The organism is Microbacterium sp. NPDC076768, from assembly GCF_040687205.1.
Lineage (GTDB): Bacteria > Actinomycetota > Actinomycetes > Actinomycetales > Microbacteriaceae > Microbacterium.
In genome coordinates this window covers 674,578-695,114 of the sequence record NZ_JBFBMU010000002.1, presented here as the reverse complement: position 1 = coordinate 695,114, position 20,537 = coordinate 674,578, and the positions used below count along the sequence as shown (strand labels likewise).

Here is a 20,537-nt window from a genome sequence, read left to right as displayed (position 1 = left end):
GTGGGCGCCGACAACGAGGTGAGGCTAAGCGCCGACCGGTACCGCCGAAACAGTCGTGTCGATCGTGAACTGTCCGAGCACCCGCGTCCCGACATAGAGCACGGCCGTCTGCCCAGGCGCCACACCATCCAAAGCAACCTCCGGCGTGACATGAACCCCTGCGTCGGAAACAACCGCGTACGCGGCGACAGGTTCGCTGTGCGCGCGAATCTGCACGTGGCAGTCGAAAGAAGACTCTGTCGGCGCGGCGCCAGCCCAGCTGAACCGCTCCCCCGAGATTTCAGCGATAGCGAGCGCTTCTTTCGGCCCCACCACTACCGTGTTCGAGACGGGGCGGACTTCCAACACGAAGCGAGGCTTCCCATCTGCGGCAGGAGTCCCGAGCTTTAGGCCACGACGCTGTCCGACAGTGAACGCATGAGCGCCCTCGTGCGAACCGACGATCTCGCCGTCTCGGTCCACAATCTCGCCTGTCGCTGTGCCCACCTTCTCTGCGAGCCAACCGCGTGTATCTCCGTCTGGAATGAAACAGATGTCGTGGCTGTCCGGCTTCTTCGCAACGCTCAAACCGCGTGCTTCCGCCTCTGCCCGCACGATTGCCTTCGAGGGCGTCGTCCCCAGCGGAAAATACGTGTGTGCCAGCTGTTCCGCCGTCAATACGCCCAAAACGTAGGATTGATCCTTCGCATTGTCCGAAGCGCGGTGGAGCTCCAACCCCTCTGGGCCATCGATCAGCGTCGCGTAGTGCCCTGTGCAGACGGCGTCGAAGCCCAGCTCGATCGCGCGCTCCAAGAGCGCCGCGAACTTAATTTTCTCATTGCAGCGCATACACGGGTTTGGCGTGCGACCAGCCTGGTACTCGGAGATGAAGTCTTCGATGACATCGTCCCTGAACCGCTCAGAGAAGTCCCACACATAGAAGGGGATGCCCAGCAGATCGGAAGCTCGGCGAGCGTCAAGGGCGTCTTCCACCGTGCAGCACCCGCGGCTCCCTGTGCGCAGCGTTCCGCCAGCGCGAGAGAGCGCGAGGTGCACACCCACCACGTCGTGCCCGGCCTCGACGGCTCTCGCGGCCGCCACGGCGGAGTCGACGCCGCCACTCATCGCTGCAAGAATCCGCATGTGAATAGTCTACGAGAGCGCGCCTGAACTGGCGCCGGATGCACGCGCATAGGCATCGGCGATCGTCGCAAGAACGGCGTCCACATCTGCGTCTGTCGATGTGCGACCCAACGAGAAGCGAAGCACGCTGCGCGCATCTCTTTCGGGGCGCCCCATCGCCATCACGACATGTGAAGCCTCGGCAACTCCCGCCTGACACGCAGACCCCGTGGATGCAGCGACACCAGCAATATCAAGAAGAAAGAGCAGGCTCTCCCCCACTGCGCCGGGGAACAGCAGTTGTGCGTTGCCAGGAAGACGCCGCTGCGGGTCACCGAGCAACTCCGCGGAGGGCACTGCGCTTTGGATACCCGCGATCAGACGATCTCTCATCGCCGTGAGTCTCGCCGCTTCCTGCACCCGCTCAACCTCTGCCAGCTCGAGAGCAGTAGCGAAGGCCGCAGCACCAGCGACGTCTTGACTGCCTGCGCGCAGTCCGCGTTGCTGGGACCCTCCGCGCAACATCGCGGTCAGTCTCGCTGAGCGAGCCACGACGAGAGCACCAATGCCCACGGGCGCACCGATCTTGTGGCCAGCGATACTCATGCCCACCAGCCCTTCCCCCACCGGCGCATCACCCCGCAGGGTCCGAAACGACAGCGGGACATGACCCACCGCTGCGACTGCGTCTAGGTGCAACGCCACGTTGGCAGCGGCGGCAGCGGATGCCAGTGCGAACGCATCGTTCACCGTTCCCGCCTCGTTGTTCGCAAGGAGCGATGTCGCAAGGGCAGCACCAGGAAGGTGCGCTGCAAATTGCGCCGGCAAGACTCTGGCCTCTGGCGTCACCGCCACGCTCCGCAGTTCGGCCCCGTCTTCAACGAGAGCAGCGACGGTATCCATCGTCGCGTGATGCTCGGCATCGGGCATCACAATCGCTTGCGTGCCTTCTGGCCGCGCACGCCAGAGTCCCTGAATGGCGAGGTTGATGGACTCGGTACCACCCGAGGTGAAAACGATCTCGATGGGGTCAGCGTCCAGCACGGCCGCCGCGCGCTCGCGCGCTTCCTCCAGCACACGTCGTGCATCTTGTCCTGCGCCGTGGGTCGACGAGGCATTGCCTACCGTGTGCGTGGCAGCCAGCCACGCGTCGCGCGCTTCGGGGCGCAGCGGCGTCGTGGCCGCATGATCGAGGTAGTGCCGCATCCTTCGATTCTCTCGCGAAACGGGCGTTATGGCGCGCCCGCGGGTGAAACCGAGTACGACCTGACATGAGACTGCAACACTTCGCGCCTAGTGTGTACTCATGCCCGCGTCCCAAGACCTCATCATGCCCGGCGGCTCTGCCCTCGACAATCTTGGCGTTCGTCTTCACGACGGCGTCGGTACTTTGCGTGTCTGGTCTCAGAACGCCTCCAGCGTCGAACTCGTCATCTTCGACGCAACTGACCTCGATTGGGCGATCGAAGAAGTCCACCTGGAGCGCCAGCCTGGCGGCATCTGGGAGGTAACAACAGACTTGCTTCAGCCGGGCGTTCGCTACGCCATCCGCGTCGACGGCCCCCACAGCACCGGCAACACTTTCAATTCCGAGAGCTTGCTGCTGGACCCCTACGCACGAGGTCTTGCGCAGGGCGACGGCTATGAAGAGTGGCGATCGGTCGTCATCGTCGATGGTTTTGACTGGGGCGACTCCCAGAAGCCCCGTGTGCCGCTCGACCGCACAGTGATCTACGAGGGTCACCTCAAGGGCCTCACCAAGCGTCACCCCGACGTGCCACCCGCACTACACGGCACCTATGCCGGGCTCGCGCACCCGGCCATGATCGAGCACTTCCGCTCGCTAGGAATCACAAGTGTCGAGCTGCTCCCTGTGCACGCCTTCGTTCCTGAGCCACGTCTGCTGGAGCGAGGTCTGACGAACTATTGGGGCTATAACACCCTCAACTTCTTCACCCCGCACACCGCCTACGCCACCGACGAGGCACGCAAGGCCGGACCAGAAGCGGTACTGGCTGAGTTCAAAGGCATGGTCAGGCTTCTGCATGAAGCAGGGCTCGAGGTAATTCTCGACGTCGTCTACAACCACACATCAGAGGAAGGCATCGGCGGTCCCCGTTCGAGCCTGCGCGGAATCGACAACGCACGTTACTACCGACAAGACGGCTCTGGCGTTTACGTCGACACCACGGGGTGCGGAAACACTCTGAACACAGCCACCGACGCTGGTGCACGACTCGTTCTGGACTCGTTGCGTTATTGGGCACAGGAAATGCAGATCGATGGCTTCCGCTTCGATCTCGCTACCGCGATCGCCCGCGACGAAGCACACACTTACACCCCGGAACACCCGTTGCTGACGGCGATCGCCAATGACCCGATCCTTGCCGACACAAAGCTCATCGCGGAGCCGTGGGATGTCGGTCTCGGTGGTTGGCAGACCGGAAACTTCCCCGCTGGATGGCATGAATGGAACGACCGCTACCGCGACCGCGTGCGCAACTTCTGGCTGAGTGACATCGACTATGCCCGCCGGGCATCGGCACCGGTAGGTATCGGTGGTTTTGCCACTCGTCTTGCCGGATCCTCGAACACGTTCAGCGAAGATCGAGGGCCGCTGGCCAGCGTCAACTTCGTAACGGCACACGACGGTTTCACCCTGCACGACCTCGTGTCATACGACCTCAAGCACAACGAGGCCAACGGCGAAGACAACCGCGACGGTGCAGACATGAACCGCTCGTTCAACCACGGCATCGAGGGTCCGACCGATAACCAGACCGTTCTTGCTGCCAGACGGAAGGCAATGCGGAATCTCCTCGGAACTCTGCTGCTGTCTGCCGGTATCCCGATGCTGACGGCGGGCGACGAGTTCGGCCGTACGCAGCGTGGCAACAACAACGCCTACGCGCAAGACTCGGCGCTGACCTGGATCGGCTGGGACTTTGAGCCCTGGCAGGAAGACCTGCGCGCACACGTTGCGCGATTGATCGAGCTACGCCATGAGAACCCCGCACTTCGTCCGAGTCGCTATGCACGCCTAGGCGAGCACATCCCCAACGCATCTGTCATGGACTGGTACGACCAAAATGGCGAGACCATGGAGTCGGAGCAGTGGACCGATTCCGGGAACAGAACTTTGCAGTACGTCGCGGCGTCCACCCCGGATACCGAAGAGTCCAACCGCATTCTGCTCATCGTGCACGGCACGGAGTCCCCCATCGACGTGCGCCTGCCCGTGGAGCTCGAGGGTGCTACCCGCTTCGTCTCCCTGTGGTCCAGTGCGCACGAGCAGCCATCGGACGATGAAGAGGTCTTCGCGCCTGGCGATGTACTTCCCGTTTCTGGAACCTCGATGAGGCTATTCCGCGTCGAATGACGACTGCTCCAGAAGAACTGGGCGGCGCGCTATCCGAGAACGGCTCGGCGCGGTACATTCGGGGGGTGGTTGCACGCGGTGGTACTCGGTCCTCGGCTTTCCGAAGCCCTACTCAGATCCCTATGCGTCAGGGAGGCGAAGCGGATACACCCGGTGCATTGCGCACCACCCGCATCCCGCTATTGGCAGCTACGCCCTGCGTACCTGGCGGCTTCGCACCGAAGTCGTTCGTCGGCGAGGTCGTACCGTTTAGCGTTGTCGCGTTCCGAGAAGGCCACGACATCATCGGGGTTCAGCTTCGCCTGACATCTCCTACTGGCGATGTGAGCCTGCACAGGCTGAGCGCCCGTGCTGATGGAACAGACACCTGGTCGACCAGCGTCGCTCTCGACGAAAAGGGAACATGGCAGTTCCGATTCGAAGCATTCTCTGATGATTTCGCCACGTGGGCGCATGCTGCTGAACTCAAAGTTGCGGCTGGCGTTGATGTGCCGGTGATGGGCGCTCTCGGTGCAGAAATTCTCACCCGTGCTGCGGCTGAGAAGGATCGTCCGGCGGCAGAACGCAAACGCCTTCTCGCTGATGCGGCAGCGCTCAATAACGGAGACGGCGAAACGACTCTCGCGCTGTCAACAGATCCAGAACTGGCGAAGATCTTCCACAACCGCCCCCTCATTACGTTGCACTCCGCCACGGCAGAGCATTCACTCAACGTCGAGCGAGTCGCTGCGGGCGTTGGATCCTGGTACGAATTCTTCCCTCGTTCAGAAGGCGCAAAACGTCGCAAGGATGGCAGTGTAAAAGGCGGCACCTTCCGCACCGCGATGAAGCGACTTCCTGAGGTCGCCGCAATGGGTTTTGACGTTGTCTACCTCGTGCCTGTGCACCCCATCGGTACGACAAACCGCAAGGGACGCAACAACACCCTCACCACGGAACCGGGTGACCCCGGCTCCCCCTACGCCATCGGCGCCCCCGAAGGCGGACACGATGCGATCCACCCAGACCTCGGAACCCCCCAGGATTTTCGTGCCTTCGTCCGCGCCGCTGAGAAGGAAGGTCTGGAAGTTGCGCTCGACTTAGCGCTACAGGCGTCGCCTGATCATCCGTGGGTCGACACTCATCCAGAGTGGTTTACGACTCTTCCTGACGGGACCATCGCGTACGCCGAGAACCCGCCAAAGAAGTACCAGGACATCTATCCGCTGAACTTCGACAATGATCCGGCGGGAATCTACGCCGAGATGCTGCGAGTTGTGCAGTACTGGGTCTCTCAAGGCGTCAAAATCTTCCGCGTTGACAACCCTCATACCAAGCCGCTGCAGTTCTGGGAGTGGCTGATCGCCACTGTGAACGCCGCTGACCCCGATGTCATCTTCCTTGCAGAGGCATTTACCCGCCCCGCCGTAATGCGTGCCCTCGCGGCAGTCGGCTTCCAGCAGAGCTACAGCTACTTCACGTGGCGAAACAGCAAGGCTGAGCTGGAAGAGTTTTTGACAACCGTTTCGCACGACACCGCGGACTACATGCGTCCCAATCTGTTCGTGAACACCCACGATATTTTGACCGAGTATCTCCAGTTCGGTGGACGAGCCGCATATCGGATTCGTGCCTGCATCGCCGCAACAGCAGGACCGATCTACGGTGTCTATGCCGGCTACGAGCTGTTCGAAAACGTCGCCCGCCCCGGCTCAGAAGAAAACATCGACAACGAGAAGTACGAATACAAGTTCCGCAATTGGAGAGAGGCGGAAGAGCAGGGTGACTCGCTTGCTCCGCTCCTTCGAGAACTCAATGCCATTCGCGCCGCTCACCCTGCTCTACGGCAGCTGCGAAACTTCTCAGCGCACTGGAGCGACGACGACGCGGTGCTCGTCTACAGCAAGCATCTCGCGGCACCGTTTACCGGCACCGGGACAGCCGACACAATCATCGTGGTCGCTAACGTCGACCCACACTCGGTGCGCGAGACGACGGTGCACCTCGACACGACTCAGTGGGGTATCCCCCTGGGCGACACGTTCGAAGTAGAAGATCTCCTCACCGGCGCGGTGTGGACATGGGGCGAGCACAACTACGTACGACTCGACGCTTTTGCCGAGCCAGTGCACATCCTGAAGGTGAAGGAACAGTCATGACCCACCAGGAAAACACCGCAAGATCCGTTGACTGGGAGGCAATCGCCTCATCCAGCCACCACGATCCGCACTCCTTGCTTGGCGCACATGCTTTCCAGAGCGCTGCTGATGGTGCCTCCACTGTCATTCGCGCCCGTCGCCCCCTCGCCACCGCGGTTTTTGCCGTCTTCGCCGACGGCACGAGGATCGAGATGGCTCACGTCGATCAGGGGATCTGGGAGATCCAGCACCCAGGCCCTCCCGTTCCGTATCGGCTCGCGACGACGTACTCAGGTCTCGACGAGGTCGTCACTGGTGACCCTTATCGGCACGCACCAACTCTGGGAGACCTCGATCTGCATTTGATCGCTGAGGGACGACACGAGCGTCTCTGGGAGTCTCTGGGCGCCCACCAACGCGTGCTCGCGGGCGAATCCGGTGTGTCATTCGCTGTGTGGGCTCCGAACGCCACCGCCGTGCGCGTCGTGGGAGATCACAACGACTGGAACGGCGAGAATCACGCGATGCGCTCGATGGGCGTCAGCGGCGTCTGGGAACTCTTCATCCCCGATCTTTCCGCTGGCACCCGCTACAAATATCAAATCCGCACCCGCGACGGCGATTGGATCCTGAAGGCAGACCCGATGGCGCTCGCCGCCGAGGTGCCTCCAGCGACAGCCTCCGTGGTGTCCTCATCCCGGTACACCTGGGGAGACGGAGCGTGGATGACCCGTCGCGCGGCAACACACGCCGTCGCACAGCCGCTGTCCGTGTATGAACTACATGTCGGTTCCTGGCGAGTAGGACTCAGCTACCGTGAACTCGCAGAACCGCTGATCCAGCACGTCACAGATGCTGGCTTTACGCACGTCGAGTTCATGCCGCTGGCAGAGCACCCCTTTGGGGGATCCTGGGGCTACCAGATCAGCGGCTACTACGCCCCGACAAGTCGGTTCGGCAGTCCGGATGATCTGCGGTATCTGATCGACAAGCTGCACCAGGCAGGTATCGGCGTCATCATGGACTGGGTACCAGGCCACTTCCCCAAAGATGCGTTCGCTCTCGCGCGATTCGACGGTCAGCCCCTCTATGAGCATCCAGATCCCCGACGTGGCGAGCACCAAGACTGGGGCACCCTCATCTTCGACTACGGTCGTGCAGAGGTACGAGGTTTTCTTGTCGCCAACGCGCTTTACTGGCTCAAGGAGTTTCACGTTGACGGGCTCCGGGTCGACGCCGTCGCCTCCATGCTCTATCTCGACTACTCCCGCGAGGCCGGTGAATGGGAGCCGAACATTCACGGAGGCAGGGAGAACCTGGAAGCCATCCGGTTCCTGCAAGAAGTGAACGCGACGGCGTACCGTCTGCACCCTGGCGTCATGATGATCGCTGAAGAGTCGACCAGTTTCCCTGGAGTCACCGCCCCCACAGACCACGGGGGTTTGGGGTTTGGGTTCAAGTGGAACATGGGCTGGATGAACGACTCTCTCCAGTACATCGAACGAGACCCGATGTACCGCGGTCATCACGAGGGCGAAATGACGTTCTCGTTCGTCTACGCGTTCGGTGAGAATTATCTGCTGCCGATCAGCCACGACGAGGTCGTGCACGGCAAAGGTAGCCTGCTCGCGAAAATGCCAGGAGATCACTGGCACAAGCTCGCTAACGTGCGCGCATACCTCGCGTACATGTGGGGTCACCCCGGCAAGAAGCTGCTGTTCATGGGCCAGGAGTTCGGGCAGCTTGCGGAGTGGTCAGAAGGTCGCGAGATTGACTGGTGGCTCCTTGATCAGCCGTCCCACGCACAGTTGCAGAGCTTCGTTGGAGCAATGAACCGCTCTTACCGTGCCCAGGCTCCGCTCTGGGAGCGCGATAACGACGCTTCTTCGTTCAGCCGCCTCGGTGCCCCCAACTGGGATCCAACCGTGATTGCCTTCGAGCGCAGAGATGCCCACGGAGGACACCTCGTGGTCATCAGTAACTTTGCCGGGGTCGAGCGCACCGGCCACACGCTCAACCTGCCCGTTGCCGGCGTCTGGGAAGAGGTGCTCAACACAGACGCCGCTGACTTCGGCGGACGTGGCTCGGGAAACATGGGGATGGTCATCGCCCATGCTGAGGACGGTAGCGAACCGCTAGCGACCGTAACTCTGCCCGCGCTTTCGACCCTGTGGCTGCGACACCAGCCCGACTCGCCACAGGCCTGACTCGCCACCAGTTTGACTACGCAAGTACCGGCTATGGCGAGGGTCAGAACAAGAGCGACGAGAGTCGATTGCGCGCTGCAACAACCCGCGGGTCGTCCACACCAATAAGCCCGAACATCTCTACGAGACGCTCTCTTACCGGAGTGCGCTGATCCGCAGGCAGCTGAGCAAAGAGGTCGAGAAGGCGTCCGAACGCGTCGTCTACATGTCCACCTGCGAGATCGAGGTCCGCAACGTTGAACTGTGCCTGCGTGTCAAGCGGTGCCTCGGCGGCGGCAGCTCGTGCTTGCTGCAAATCAAGCCCTTGGACCCTGTCAAGCAAACGCACCTGTCCCAAGCCAGCAAGCGCGTCCGCATCCCGTGGCGTCTCGGCGAGAATCTTCTCGTATGCACGAATCGCGGCCGCGTAGTCGCCGACCTCGATCGCAGCGAAAGCCTCGGCGTGTAGTGGTGAGAGTTCTGGCTCCGCAGGCTCAGCCTCCGTCGGTGCCTCCTCGGTCGCACCGGGAAGTGTGCCAGTGACGCCATTCTTTGCAGCCACTTGCAGCAACTGCTCGAAGACCTCGCGCACTTGCTGCTCCGGCACCGCACCGGTGAACATCGGCACGGGTTGCCCGGCAATCAACGCCACCACCATCGGAATGGACTGTGCACGGAAGCTCTGAGCGAGTTGCGGGTTCGCGTCGACATCGACCTTCGCAAGAAGCACACGACCGCCGAGCTCACGCGTGACCTTCTCGATGATCGGGCTCAACTGCTTACACGGGCCGCACCATTCAGCCCACAGATCGACAACGACCGGAACGGTGCGCGACAGCTCGAGAATCTGACCGAAAGTCTCGTCTGTCGCGTCGACGACGACATCGATATCGCCCGTGGGCGCCTGCTCTGCAGGGGAAGCCGGCCTGTTACGCAGGCTCGAGAGGTCGACGGCGCCGCGCATAGCGGCAGGAGAAATTTCAGTCACTTGATCACCTTCACAGACAAGAGGTCCTGGTGCACAGCCAGGAGCCTGATTTGTTCGGTCGATCCCTTTGCGGGTACCGAGAAGAACAGCTGGAACTCATACGTCGTTTCAACACCCTTGGCCGACTCAGTGACACCCGTAAGCGCCTTGGCATCGGCATTATCGCCAAAGCGGATCACGACGTCTGACGACGTCGGGGTGACGGACTCCGTGTCGGTCAGCGCCACAGCGACAATTGCCCCACTGTCAAGCGTCGTCATCGATACAGGCTCATCAGCGGTCGGCACCATATCGAAGGCAGCCTTCGTCGTCTCTGCGGCGCCCTTATCGGCGAGCCCCTGGACCACAGCTTGCCGACTCTCCGTGATCGACTTAGCGAGGTTCAATGCGAGGTCGTCGAACTGGTCGTAGAACTCACTCTTCTCGCCGCTATCGACCACGTCGGCAAACGTCGCGGCGAGATCGCCGGGGGCGATTTCCAAGAACGCAGAGTCCGCCGGCACAAGCGAGGTTCCTAGCCAGGGAGCTGCCACCTCAGGGAACACTGCGTCGGCAGACATCTCCGCGATGTTCGTGATCTTGTAGTTCGACCACGGGTCGGCCTGAGTCATTGTGAGAAGCACAGGTGGCACGGTCTCATCGCCGGTGCTCTTGGAAAGCATCAACACGGTGCGCGGCCACTCATCAACGGCTTCGGGAAGCACGACCTCAACATCATCGGTAGGGATGACCGATGGAACGGGGATCTCGCTGACCTCTGCGCGAAGCGCATAGTCGGTGGTCCGCGCAGCAAGAGCGGGACCCTCGAGACGTGTCGCCGCCAGGTCAAGGTCGAGTGCAGCGTCCGCTTCGGCAACCGTCTCCGAAAGGTTCATCAGAATTCGCTTCGCCTGCGCATCAGTGACAGCGGGCGGCTTCTGATTCTCCGGAGCGACCACTGTCGGACTCGGAGACGGAGAAGGGCTCGCCTCGCCGAGCTGAGGCCAAGAGTCTGCCGAACACCCGGCCGCGAGCAACGCCGTAAGACCCAGCGCAGGGATCACCAGCAGCCGACGACGGCGAGAAACCTGAGCAGCGCGCATCGAGGTCTGACCGCGAGGTTCGTCCTTTTCATCCACGATTTCAGCGTCTTCCACCTCAGGCTGCACAGGTTCTACCTCAGCGCGCCCAGGTTCAGAGGTCTCGATAGCTTCACGCTCTCGCGCTGGCAGCGCTGAGATGTCGATGGGCTGTGTCACGGGAAGCGGCCCTGGACCCTTGCGTCGCGGTCCGCGACCTCGACGCTGGTGACGAATCCCGAGCACGTAGAGCACGAGTCCGATGAACAAGACGATTCCACCGGTGACCAGCAGCGGACCGGCCCACGGGGTCGAGTTATCCAGCGGCCACGACACGACGATGTCGTCAGGGGCATTGGCTGTTCCGTCATAAGCGATCAGCAAGCTGGTGCCTTCAGGGAGCTGCATGTTGTCGGCGATGAGCCGGTCCTTTTCGATGAACGAGTCAAGCCAAAGGTCCGAGCCCCGAGGGTTACGCCCTGCGGGCTCTTCAGTCGCCTCATCACTTTCGGTTGCGGTGTCATCGCCTGCCGCATCGTCGGTTGTCGTGGCGGCGATCCGATCGACCATGAAGCCGCCCTCGTCATCGAGAACAACCTGGTTGTAGTCAGAGTCAGCGAGCCACGCTTCTAGGTCTGCCGTGCGCCCAAAGCTGCCGAAGATCTCGCCTTCGCCGCGCACGATAAGCGTTTGGGCACCAGGATTCGTGCGAAGAACTTCACCGTCAATCACCACAAACGGTGCGGGATCGTCGATCGCGACTTGGGCACTTTGGGAATCTGGTCCCTGAAAAATGGTGCGCTGGGCAATGCCTGCCCCGATCAACACCGCGGCCAGCACAAAGGCCACGACGGCCCATACGAAACGCACGAATAGTCTCCTCACGCGTCGCCGACATCTGCCGACGAGGCAACACTCGACGTTTCAGCCTAGCGAAATCAGCTGTGTGTTGCCCACGAGCACCCGTAGTGAGCGCTGTTCCGGCACGGCGTCGATGCAAGAACACCGCGTCTGGGTAGCCTTGCTCCATCTGTCTCAAGGAGTCCATACATGAAGATCCATAATCCCTTCCGCACCGCCCTGGTGGCGACGCTCGGTGTGGGACTAGGAATCCTGCTGATCGACAGTGTCGAGACGCTCTCGACGGTCTTGCTCTACCTCGGTACTGCTCTGTTCCTCAGCCTCGGACTTGATCCTCTTGTGTCGTTCCTCGAGCGCCGTCGCCTGCCCCGCTGGCTCGCCGTGCTCATCACGATTCTCGCGGTGCTGGCGGTGTTCGGCGGGATTGTGCTGATCGTTCTCCCGGTTCTCGTCGATCAGATCTCTCAGCTGATCGCTCAGATCTCGGCAATCGTCTCGCGTGGCAACCTGATCCCCGATATCAAAGACTGGATGCAGGTCACCTTCCCGAATCTACTCGTTGACGATGTCTTCACCTACGTCACCGAATGGCTCACTACGAACTTGACCGATATCGGCGGATCGATCGGGCAAGGGGTGCTTGTCGCTAGCGGCGCGGTACTGAGTGGACTTTTTGGTGCCTTCATCGTCTTGATCCTGACGATCTACCTCACCGCGTCGACTCCCTCACTCAAGCGTGCGGTCTACCAGCTGGCACCTGCTTCTAAGCGCGACCGCTTCATCGACCTCTCAGAACAGATCGCCGATTCGGTGGGCTATTACGTGATGGGGCAGGTATCGCAGGGTGTTCTCAACGGAATTTTGAGCGCGATTTTTCTCACGATCATCCAAGCGCCGTTTCCCGCGGTCCTTGCGGTCATCGCCTTCTTCTTCTCGCTCATTCCGTTGGTCGGCACTTTGACAGGCTCTACGATCATCGTGCTCGTCTGCCTGATCCCTGGCCTCGGCTCCCCCGCCACGGCGATCACCGCCGCCATCTACTACCTCATCTACATGCAGGTGGAGGCGTACATCATCTCGCCGCGCATCATGAGCCGCGCTGTCTCGGTACCCGGCGCGGTGGTAGTCGTCGCTGCGTTGGCAGGCGGAAGTCTCCTCGGGCTTCTGGGCGCGCTCATCGCAATCCCCGTTGCTGCGAGCATCTTGATCATCTACCGGCAGGTGTTGATCCCTCGGATGAACGAACGCTAACCCGGTTTAGTGCTCAGTTTCCCGGCGTCGGAGGCCACTGCGTAGGCAACGGAAGAGCCGCAGCGTTTACCGCTGCCACTACTTCGGTCAGCACTCGTCGCGTATGCGTCTCGCCGACCCAGAGGTGCTTCGCGCCGTCGACTCCGATCACCTGCGCGTGCGGAATTGCAGCGAAGCGTTCTTTGGCCTCCGGAGGGCGCAGATAGTCGTCGAGTTCAGGCACAAGGACGATGACCGGGTAGTCGGTGTCTGCCCACGCGGCGACCTCATCTGCCGTTGCCCGGTGAAGCGGCGGAGAGAGCAGGATGATGCCGGCGATCTCGTGGTCTCTGCCGTACTTGAGCGCCAACTCCGTACCGAAAGACCACCCCACAAGCCAGGGGCGTGGCAGCGCACGCTCCCGCACGAAGTCCATGGCTGCAGCCACATCGAACTGCTCCGCGGTGCCGCCGTCGAATGCACCATCGCTCGTGCCACGAGGAGATGTCGTGCCCCGAGTGTTGAAACGCAGGACGGCAAGATCAGCCAGGGCAGGTAGGCGTGCCGCCGCCTTGCGAAGAATATGAGAGTCCATGAACCCGCCAGCAGTAGGCAAAGGGTGCAGTGTGACAAGCGTAGCGACGGGCGCGGCATCCTGCGGTAGCGCGAGTTCACCGACGAGCGTCAGCCCATCGACCGTGGTCAACTCGATGTCTTCACGCTGTGCGGGAAGCTCCAACGGTCCGCGAATCTCCATGCTCATGCCATCCTCCAACAGTGCTGATGCCAGTGGCGCCGCGCGGCAAGGTCGGCTGCATCACCGAGCACTCCGTCCGCGCGCCAGACCACAAGGTGTGCGGTGCCAGACGCGATCACGTGAGCGCAACCTGGACAGATGTACTCCTTCTGAGCGCGAGGCGCAGAGACGGGCTGGACAGTCCATTCGACGCCGCGCCGTACTTCTGAGCGTTTCCACCCCGCAAGGAGCCGTTCGAACGAGTCACCGGCGTCGGGGCGCACCTGCGAGCGTTTGCGGGAGCGGGGCATCGTGCCTGCTCACCACCAGTGGTTGTTGATCCAGAAGTTGTATGCGCCAGCCCAGCTGCCGTAGCGACCGGTGGCGTACCCGGTAGCCCACTGCAGGTTGTCGACAGGGTTGTAGCCGTTGCCTGGCACCTTGCTGCAAGGCAGTGCCTGTACGAGACCGCACGCCCCAGAAGAGGAGTTCGTCGCGTTGGGGTTCCATCCACTCTCTCGCGAGACGATGTAGTCGACGTACTGCATGTCGCTGGCAGCGATTCCTGCAGCGGCCATCCACTCTGCAGGCGCTCCCCCACCGGAATAGGTGGGCAGCGAAGAACCGCCAGAAGACTCGCCACTCGATTCAGCCTCAGCCGTCGCTGTCGCGGCAGTGGGTGTGGGTGTGGGTGTGGGCGTCGGCTTGGGCTTCACGTACACCTCGAAGGCGCCGCGCTCGACCGGCGTGATAGCTGCGCCCTCTACCGTGACAGTGAGGTTCTGCGTGTCAGCAAGCGCGAGCGAATACGCCGAGTCCGGCGCGTCTGGCTCTGCAGGTTGTGCGAGAGCGACACCGGTGGGAGCAACAAGTGCTCCCGCGAATCCGATGACCGCAAGAGCACTCACGGCACTAGCCACACCACGGCGACGAGTGCTTTTGCGCGCCGAAGCTGCCCGCGCTGAAGACGCCAGCGCGGGGCTACGTTGGTCAAGATTCATGTCGTTTCGGGAGTTCACGATGTATAACAGTCTACGCAAAGGTCCCTGAGGAGACCATCAGAAACATCATCGGACGGCAAGAATCACGTTGATCGTTGCATCGAGGAGGGCGTCGACCTGCTCTTCCCGATATCCCCCACGCTGCATGCGGAATGCAGCTGAACGCAGTTGTTCTGCGGTCAGTGCATCGCCGTCGCGCAGATAGCGAACGATCCGCGTGGAGACGTGATCGACTTCGTCGATGCGGTAACCAAACGTGAGAACACCCGTGCGCGCAAAAAGATGACGCTTCGGACGCGCAAGGTGGTCCAAGATAACTTGGGCATCGCTCCTCGCCTGTTCGACCCATGCGCCGGCCCCGTGCGTGCGCACCATGCGCTCCCGCTCCCGTGCGGCAAACGCATCCTCTACGCGCCCAAGAGCAGCGTCTACATCTGCGACGACATAACCGCCCTTGACGAGCGGAAAGGAAGCTGTGCGCACATCTTCTGCTGCGAGCTCATCGCCGCCAGACTCGAAGGTGCGTCGAGCTGAGGCCAAAAAGGAATCCACAGCCGTGCGGTGATAGCCACGAACACGACCAGATGTGAGCGCAAAAGCTGGCGGTCCCTCTGGCGCTTCGTCGTCGCTCCGGTCCGCCGACATCACAGCGTCGCCCATGGAGAGAGCAGGAAGTAGAGGCAGAGTGCGGGAATCGTGGACGGAAGGATGCTGTCCAAACGGTCGAGGAGGCCGCCATGGCCCGGAAGCCACGAACTCATGTCTTTGATGCCAAGGTCGCGCTTGAGCATCGACTCGCCCAGATCGCCCAACGTGGCAGAGAGCAGAATCGAGACGCCGAAAATCAAGCCAGCCCACCACGGCAATTCGAGCAAGAAGATCGCCAGCAGCGCCCCAACGATGAGCGAAGCGACGACTGCCCCTCCGAAGCCTTCCCACGTCTTTTTCGGACTGATCTTTGGAGCCATCGGGTGCCGACCAAATGCGAGGCCTGCCGCGTATGCACCGGTGTCAGCTGCCACGGCAATCGCGATGAACCCCAACACCCACCACTCGCCACCCTCTTGCTTGAGCAGGATCAGCGCGACACCCGCAAGAAATGGCACGTAGATCTGCACGAAACCGCCGATGACCGCGTCAGCGAGCACATCACCATACGTGCGTCCGTCTTGCACAACCATCTGTGCGACCAGCCGCCACACGATCACGAAAGCGACCGAGATGAACAGCATGATCCAGCACAGCCATAGCTCGGCAAAATACGCAGAGAAGACCAGTAATGCGCCAGCGATCAGTTGCGGAACTACGTCGATGCGTCGCCCTGACGCACGGAGAGCTCTAGACAACTCATAGATGCCAAGCAATGCACCCGCGAGTGCAAACGGGAGAAACAACGCCTTGATGAACAGCAGCGACCCCAGCAGTGCCGCACCGAACGCGAGACCAATCACGATCGCGAGAATCAGGTCGCGTCCAGTGCGTTGCTTGATGCGCTCATTCGCCTGATCGAGCTGATCACGTGCGTGCGAAACGTGAGTCCCGAGTTCGTCCTTGGCTAGCTTCCACTGCTCGCGAATCGCGTTGTGCTCGTCGGTGTTCAACGACTCGACGGCAATCTGCGCGCCCGCATCAGAAGGAGACAGCCCCACTGCAGGGAGCGGCGGACGCGGCGGCACCGCAGCCGCGTCGAACGCCGGGAACGCCGAGTCGGCGAGCGGGACTGCATCAGAGGGGGCCTCTTGACCCTCCTCATGATGCGTCACCGGCTCGCCGTCTTCGGCTTCTCGCGTTTCATCAGACATCCCGGTTACACCTCGAGGAGATCGGCCTCTTTGCGCTTCAGCGCGTCGTCGATGAGGTCGACGTGCTGACGCGTGAGAGCATCGAGCTCTTTCTCGGCACGCACAATCTCGTCTTCGCCGAGTTCGCTCTTGAGCGCGTCGAGTTCGTCCTTCGCCTTGCGACGGATGCCACGGACGTGCACCTTTGCATCTTCTGCTTTGGTCTTTACGAGCTTCACGTACTCTTTGCGCCGTTCCGCGGTGAGCTCCGGCATGGTCACGCGAACCAGGTTGCCGTCGTTCGTCGGGTTGGCTCCGAGATTGGGCATGTCTCGGATAGCCTGCTCGATCCCTTTCAGCGCCGTCTTGTCGTACGGCGTGATGATGAGCGTGCGAGCTTCTTGGTTCGCCAACGAAGCGAGCTGCGCGAGAGGGGTGGGCGTGCCGTAGTAGTCGACGAGCACCTTCTGGAACATCTGCGGGTTTGCACGACCGGTGCGCACCGTGGAGAAGTCTTCCTTGGCAGCATCGACCGCCCGGTTCATACGAGTGGTGGTTTCAGCGAGGACGTCCGCGATCACGGTGACTCCTATCGTCGGGGTGTTCTGCAAATTCTATCGGGCGAAGCCTTCTTCGCCGGTCACACACTCAGGTGGTGACGAGGGTTCCGATCGGATCGCCCAGCAACGCACGTGTCACGTTGCCTGCTGGCTCCATGCCGAACACCCGCATATCCATGCTGTTGTCCATGCAGAGGCTGAACGCCGTCGAGTCGACGACCTTGAGGCCACGCTGCAGTGCATCGCGGTATGTCACCCGTTCAATGCGCTCTGCGCTGGGGTCTTTGTGCGGATCGGCCGTGTAGATGGCGTCGACGCCGTTCTTAGCGACCAACACTTCCTGCGCACCGATCTCGAGCGCGCGCTGCGCGGCGACAGTGTCTGTCGAAAAATAGGGCAACCCAGCGCCGGCACCGAAGATGACGACGCGCCCCTTTTCCAGGTGGCGCTCTGCACGGCGCGGAATGTAGGGCTCTGCGACCTGAGTCATCGAGATAGCCGACTGCACACGCGTGGCAGCCCCTGCCTGTTCGAGGAAGTCCTGAAGGGCGAGTGCATTCATCACTGTGCCCAACATGCCCATGTAGTCCGCACGTCCGCGATCCATGCCACGCTGGCTCAGCTCAGCGCCGCGGAAGAAGTTCCCCCCACCGACAACGATGGCGACCTCGACACGATCAACCGCTGCTGCGATGTCACGAGCGATCTGAGAGACAACGTCGGGGCTGACACCCAGCTGTCCTGCTCCAAAGGCTTCGCCGGAGAGCTTGAGAAGGACGCGACGGCGTCCGGTTCGTTCAGTCATGGGTGAGTTTCCTCTCGTCCCGATTCAAGATAGTGCCTTGTGGGCATGAAGAAGGGGTTCGGATCTTGGCGATCCGAACCCCTTCAACTCTGTTACGCGCCGACCTTGAAGCGCGCGAAGTCCGTGACGGTGATACCGGCGTCCTTCGCCACCTGGGCGACAGAGAGCTTGTTGTCCTTTGCGTAGTCCTGCTCAAGCAGGGCAACCTGCTTGATGAATGCAGAGACGCGACCCTCGACGATCTTCGGGAGAGCCGCTTCCGGCTTTCCCTCGTTGCGGGAGATCTCAGTGACGATCTCGCGCTCCTTCTCGACAGCGTCAGCCGGCACGTCTGCGCGGGACAGGTACGACGGGTTGGCGAACGAGATGTGCTGAGCAATGCTCCGCGCCGTCTCAGCGTCGTCACCCGAGTACGCGACCACAACGCCGATCTGCGGCGGCAGGTCCTTGCTTGTGCGGTGCAGGTAGACCTCGAGGTTGTCACCAGAGATCGTGCGCACGCGACGAAGTTCGACCTTCTCGCCGATGATCGCTGCCTCTTCGGAAACGACCTGCTCGACGTTCTTGTCACCCGCGCTAGCGGCAAGACCGGCCTCAACAGAGTCAGCCTTGACGGCTGCCACTGCGTCAGCAACCTTGTCAGCGAGTGCAATGAAACGCTCGTTCTTGGCGACGAAGTCGGTCTCGCACGCGAGTTCGATCAACGTAACGGCACCGTCCTGCTCGCGAGCGACGATGAGTCCCTCGCTAGTGGAGCGGTCAGCGCGCTTTGCATTGCCCTTGGCACCCTTGAGACGCAGGATCTCGGTGGCCTTCTGGACGTCGCCGTCAGCCTCCTCGAGCGCCTTCTTGGTGTCAACCATTCCTGTGCCGAGCTGCTCACGCAGCGCCTTCAGGTCGGCGATGGTGAAGTTGGCCATGTGTGGTGGCTCCTTGCTTCGTTATGTATGTGTACGAGGAAATTACTTGGCGTCGGTTGCCTCGGCTGCGGCGACCTCAGCGGTCTCCTCACCGGATTCTGCGGCAACGGCTTCGTCTGGTGCCTCGGCGCCAGCCTTGTCTGCAGCGGGCGTCTCGGCAGCTGCAGCCTCATCGGTAGCAGTCTCGGCAGCGTCAGCTGACTCCTCAGACGGGGTCTCGAGGAGTTCCTTCTCCCACTCGGCCAGCGGCTCTGCGTCGCCAGACTCGGGGTTGTGCTTCTGCTGCAGGCCCTCGGCAGCGGCGTCAGCGATGATGCGGGTCAGCAGCGAGACGGAACGGATCGCGTCGTCGTTTCCAGGAATCGGGTACTGGAAGTCATCCGGGTCAGCGTTCGTGTCGAGGATGCCGATAACCGGAATGCCGAGCTTCTTGGCCTCATCGATGGCGAGGTGCTCACGCTTGGCGTCAACAACCCAGAGCGCCGAAGGCGTCTTGGTGAGGTTACGGATACCACCGAGCGACTTGTGCAGCTTGTCGAGTTCACGCTTCTTGAGCAGGAGCTCCTTCTTCGTGAAGCCGCTGTTCGCCGGGGTCTCGTAGTCAAGCTCCTCGAGCTCCTTCATGCGTGCAAGACGCTTGGAGATCGTGGAGAAGTTGGTGAGGAGTCCACCGAGCCAGCGCTGGTTCACGAACGGCTGACCGACGCGGGTCGCCTGCTCTGCGAGGATCTCCTGCGCCTGCTTCTTCGTGCCGACAAAGAGAATCGTGCCGCCGTGTGCGACGGTCTCCTTGACGAAGTCGTAGGCCTTGTCGATGTAGCCCAGCGACTGCTGCAGGTCGATGATGTGGATACCGCTACGGTCGGTGAGGATGAAGCGCTTCACCTTCGGGTTCCACCGACGGGTCTGGTGTCCGAAGTGCACGCCGCTGTCGAGCAGCTGGCGGATGGTGACCACAGCCATGGTCGTCTCCTGGTTCTGGCACGTTTTGTGCCGTTGAGGTTGCTAGCCGATCGAATGATCGGACTTCCTGGTGCCCGGCTCACACCCGCCATTTCAAAGAAAAGGACCTGTGGGAGTGGATGCCACGACTTGAATCGCTTTGGGCACGCGTAGTCACCTCGAGATCGAGGTGCCCCTCCAGCATACAGGATGACGTCTCGACACTTGTCCTGCACGTGCCAGAGTTCTCGCTTGGTTCGCGGCCATCGTGAGAAAGGAAAGATCGCCCCCACACTCGGGGCTGATGCTGCGGCAGACTTCCGCAATGCGCACTCACCCCCGCACCGCTCTGGGCGCCCTGATGGTTGTCGTTCTTCTGCTTTCTGGCTCAAGCCCGGCGCCCGCCGCTTCCCCCGAGGACCGTGGTGAGTGGCCCACCTGGGAATGGCCGCTGCAGATGGCACGCGCAGTCGCCGTCCCCTACCGTGCACCAGCCCATGAATACGGAGCTGGTCATCGAGGTATCGACATTTCTGCGACGCTGGGAGTCGCTGTCTACGCCCCAGCGGACGGCATCGTCGCCTTCCGTGGGCGTGTTGTTGACCGGGCGCTCCTCACAATTGAGCACCCCGACGGTCTGGTGACCACCTTCGAGCCCCTCATATCTGACCTAGACGCCGGCGATAGAGTGTCGGCTGGTCAAGAGATTGGAGTGGTCGATGTCGGCGGACATGCGTCCCCCGGTTCGCTTCACCTCGGCGTGAGAAGCAGCGGCGCCTACATCAATCCGCTGCTGCTGTTTGGAGAGGTACCGCGCGCAATTTTGTTGCCCTGTTGCGGGAGCTTCTGAAGCGCTTACCCCGGGTGGGTGT

The 20,537-nt window shown here is 61.7% G+C and carries 18 protein-coding genes; 5 read left to right on the top strand and 13 right to left on the bottom strand.

Annotated elements, in window-relative coordinates:
* Positions 1–24: 24 nt before the first annotated feature.
* Both mnmA and AB0O87_RS09735 read right to left on the bottom strand, forming a co-directional pair.
* A complete protein-coding gene (gene mnmA, locus AB0O87_RS09740) occupies positions 25–1,122 on the bottom strand; it encodes a tRNA 2-thiouridine(34) synthase MnmA (RefSeq protein WP_363514784.1) in 1,098 nt (365 codons plus the stop codon).
* A 9-nt stretch (positions 1,123–1,131) separates the two neighbouring features.
* The gene (locus AB0O87_RS09735; protein WP_363514781.1) at positions 1,132–2,307 is read right to left on the bottom strand and encodes a cysteine desulfurase family protein; all 1,176 of its coding nucleotides are present in this window, start codon (positions 2,305–2,307) and stop codon (positions 1,132–1,134) included.
* 100 nt (positions 2,308–2,407) lie between these two features.
* Here AB0O87_RS09735 and glgX point away from each other — a divergent pair, with 100 nt between their 5' ends.
* The 3 genes from glgX (at position 2,408) to glgB (ending at position 8,804) form a co-directional block, all read left to right on the top strand.
* Entirely contained in the window at positions 2,408–4,480 is a 2,073-nt protein-coding gene (gene glgX, locus AB0O87_RS09730; protein ID WP_363514778.1) for a glycogen debranching protein GlgX, read from the top strand.
* A 122-nt stretch (positions 4,481–4,602) separates the two neighbouring features.
* Positions 4,603–6,618, top strand: a complete 2,016-nt coding sequence (locus tag AB0O87_RS09725; RefSeq protein ID WP_363516195.1) for an alpha-1,4-glucan--maltose-1-phosphate maltosyltransferase — start codon at positions 4,603–4,605, stop codon at positions 6,616–6,618.
* Positions 6,615–8,804: a 1,4-alpha-glucan branching protein GlgB gene (glgB, locus tag AB0O87_RS09720; RefSeq protein ID WP_363514775.1), complete on the top strand. Its 2,190-nt coding sequence runs from the start codon at positions 6,615–6,617 to the stop codon at positions 8,802–8,804. Before AB0O87_RS09725 ends, glgB begins: the two co-directional genes overlap by 4 nt.
* A gap of 43 nt (positions 8,805–8,847) precedes the next feature.
* On the opposite strand, the gene AB0O87_RS09715 is transcribed toward glgB, so the two are convergent.
* Entirely contained in the window at positions 8,848–9,747 is a 900-nt protein-coding gene (locus AB0O87_RS09715; protein WP_363516192.1) for a tetratricopeptide repeat protein, read from the bottom strand.
* Between the two features lie 20 nt (positions 9,748–9,767).
* Positions 9,768–11,699, bottom strand: coding sequence for a glycosyl transferase (locus AB0O87_RS09710; RefSeq protein ID WP_363514772.1), 1,932 nt, complete (start codon positions 11,697–11,699; stop codon positions 9,768–9,770).
* A 180-nt stretch (positions 11,700–11,879) separates the two neighbouring features.
* On the opposite strand from AB0O87_RS09710, the gene AB0O87_RS09705 reads away from it, so the two are divergent.
* Positions 11,880–12,941, top strand: coding sequence for an AI-2E family transporter (locus AB0O87_RS09705; RefSeq protein ID WP_363514769.1), 1,062 nt, complete (start codon positions 11,880–11,882; stop codon positions 12,939–12,941).
* 13 nt (positions 12,942–12,954) lie between these two features.
* Here the strand turns inward: AB0O87_RS09705 and AB0O87_RS09700 are convergent, their stop codons facing one another.
* The 9 genes from AB0O87_RS09700 to rpsB all read right to left on the bottom strand — a co-directional run bounded on the left by AB0O87_RS09700 (position 12,955) and on the right by rpsB (position 19,686).
* Positions 12,955–13,677 carry an alpha/beta fold hydrolase gene (locus AB0O87_RS09700; RefSeq protein ID WP_363516189.1) on the bottom strand — a complete coding sequence of 241 codons (723 nt, stop codon included), beginning with the start codon at positions 13,675–13,677 and terminating at the stop codon, positions 12,955–12,957.
* A 2-nt stretch (positions 13,678–13,679) separates the two neighbouring features.
* Positions 13,680–13,967 (bottom strand): hypothetical protein, encoded by a 288-nt coding sequence (locus tag AB0O87_RS09695; protein ID WP_363514766.1) that lies wholly within the window; start codon positions 13,965–13,967, stop codon positions 13,680–13,682.
* Positions 13,968–13,976: 9 nt separating this feature from the next.
* The gene (locus AB0O87_RS09690) at positions 13,977–14,564 is read right to left on the bottom strand and encodes a transglycosylase SLT domain-containing protein (RefSeq protein ID WP_363514763.1); all 588 of its coding nucleotides are present in this window, start codon (positions 14,562–14,564) and stop codon (positions 13,977–13,979) included.
* A gap of 159 nt (positions 14,565–14,723) precedes the next feature.
* Complete coding sequence (locus AB0O87_RS09685; protein WP_363514760.1) at positions 14,724–15,317, bottom strand: DivIVA domain-containing protein; 594 nt, start codon at positions 15,315–15,317, stop codon at positions 14,724–14,726.
* A complete protein-coding gene (locus tag AB0O87_RS09680) occupies positions 15,302–16,459 on the bottom strand; it encodes a phosphatidate cytidylyltransferase (protein WP_363514757.1) in 1,158 nt (385 codons plus the stop codon). Before AB0O87_RS09680 ends, AB0O87_RS09685 begins: the two co-directional genes overlap by 16 nt.
* Positions 16,460–16,464: 5 nt before the next feature.
* On the bottom strand, positions 16,465–17,019 hold the full coding sequence (frr, locus tag AB0O87_RS09675) for a ribosome recycling factor (RefSeq protein ID WP_363514754.1): 555 nt from the start codon (positions 17,017–17,019) through the stop codon (positions 16,465–16,467).
* A gap of 67 nt (positions 17,020–17,086) precedes the next feature.
* Entirely contained in the window at positions 17,087–17,803 is a 717-nt protein-coding gene (pyrH, locus tag AB0O87_RS09670; RefSeq protein ID WP_363514751.1) for a UMP kinase, read from the bottom strand.
* 92 nt (positions 17,804–17,895) lie between these two features.
* Entirely contained in the window at positions 17,896–18,723 is an 828-nt protein-coding gene (tsf, locus tag AB0O87_RS09665; RefSeq protein ID WP_363514748.1) for a translation elongation factor Ts, read from the bottom strand.
* A 42-nt stretch (positions 18,724–18,765) separates the two neighbouring features.
* Positions 18,766–19,686 carry a 30S ribosomal protein S2 gene (gene rpsB, locus AB0O87_RS09660; RefSeq protein WP_363514745.1) on the bottom strand — a complete coding sequence of 307 codons (921 nt, stop codon included), beginning with the start codon at positions 19,684–19,686 and terminating at the stop codon, positions 18,766–18,768.
* A gap of 304 nt (positions 19,687–19,990) precedes the next feature.
* On the opposite strand from rpsB, the gene AB0O87_RS09655 reads away from it, so the two are divergent.
* Positions 19,991–20,515: a M23 family metallopeptidase gene (locus AB0O87_RS09655; RefSeq protein WP_363514743.1), complete on the top strand. Its 525-nt coding sequence runs from the start codon at positions 19,991–19,993 to the stop codon at positions 20,513–20,515.
* The last annotated feature ends 22 nt before the right edge of the window (positions 20,516–20,537 follow it).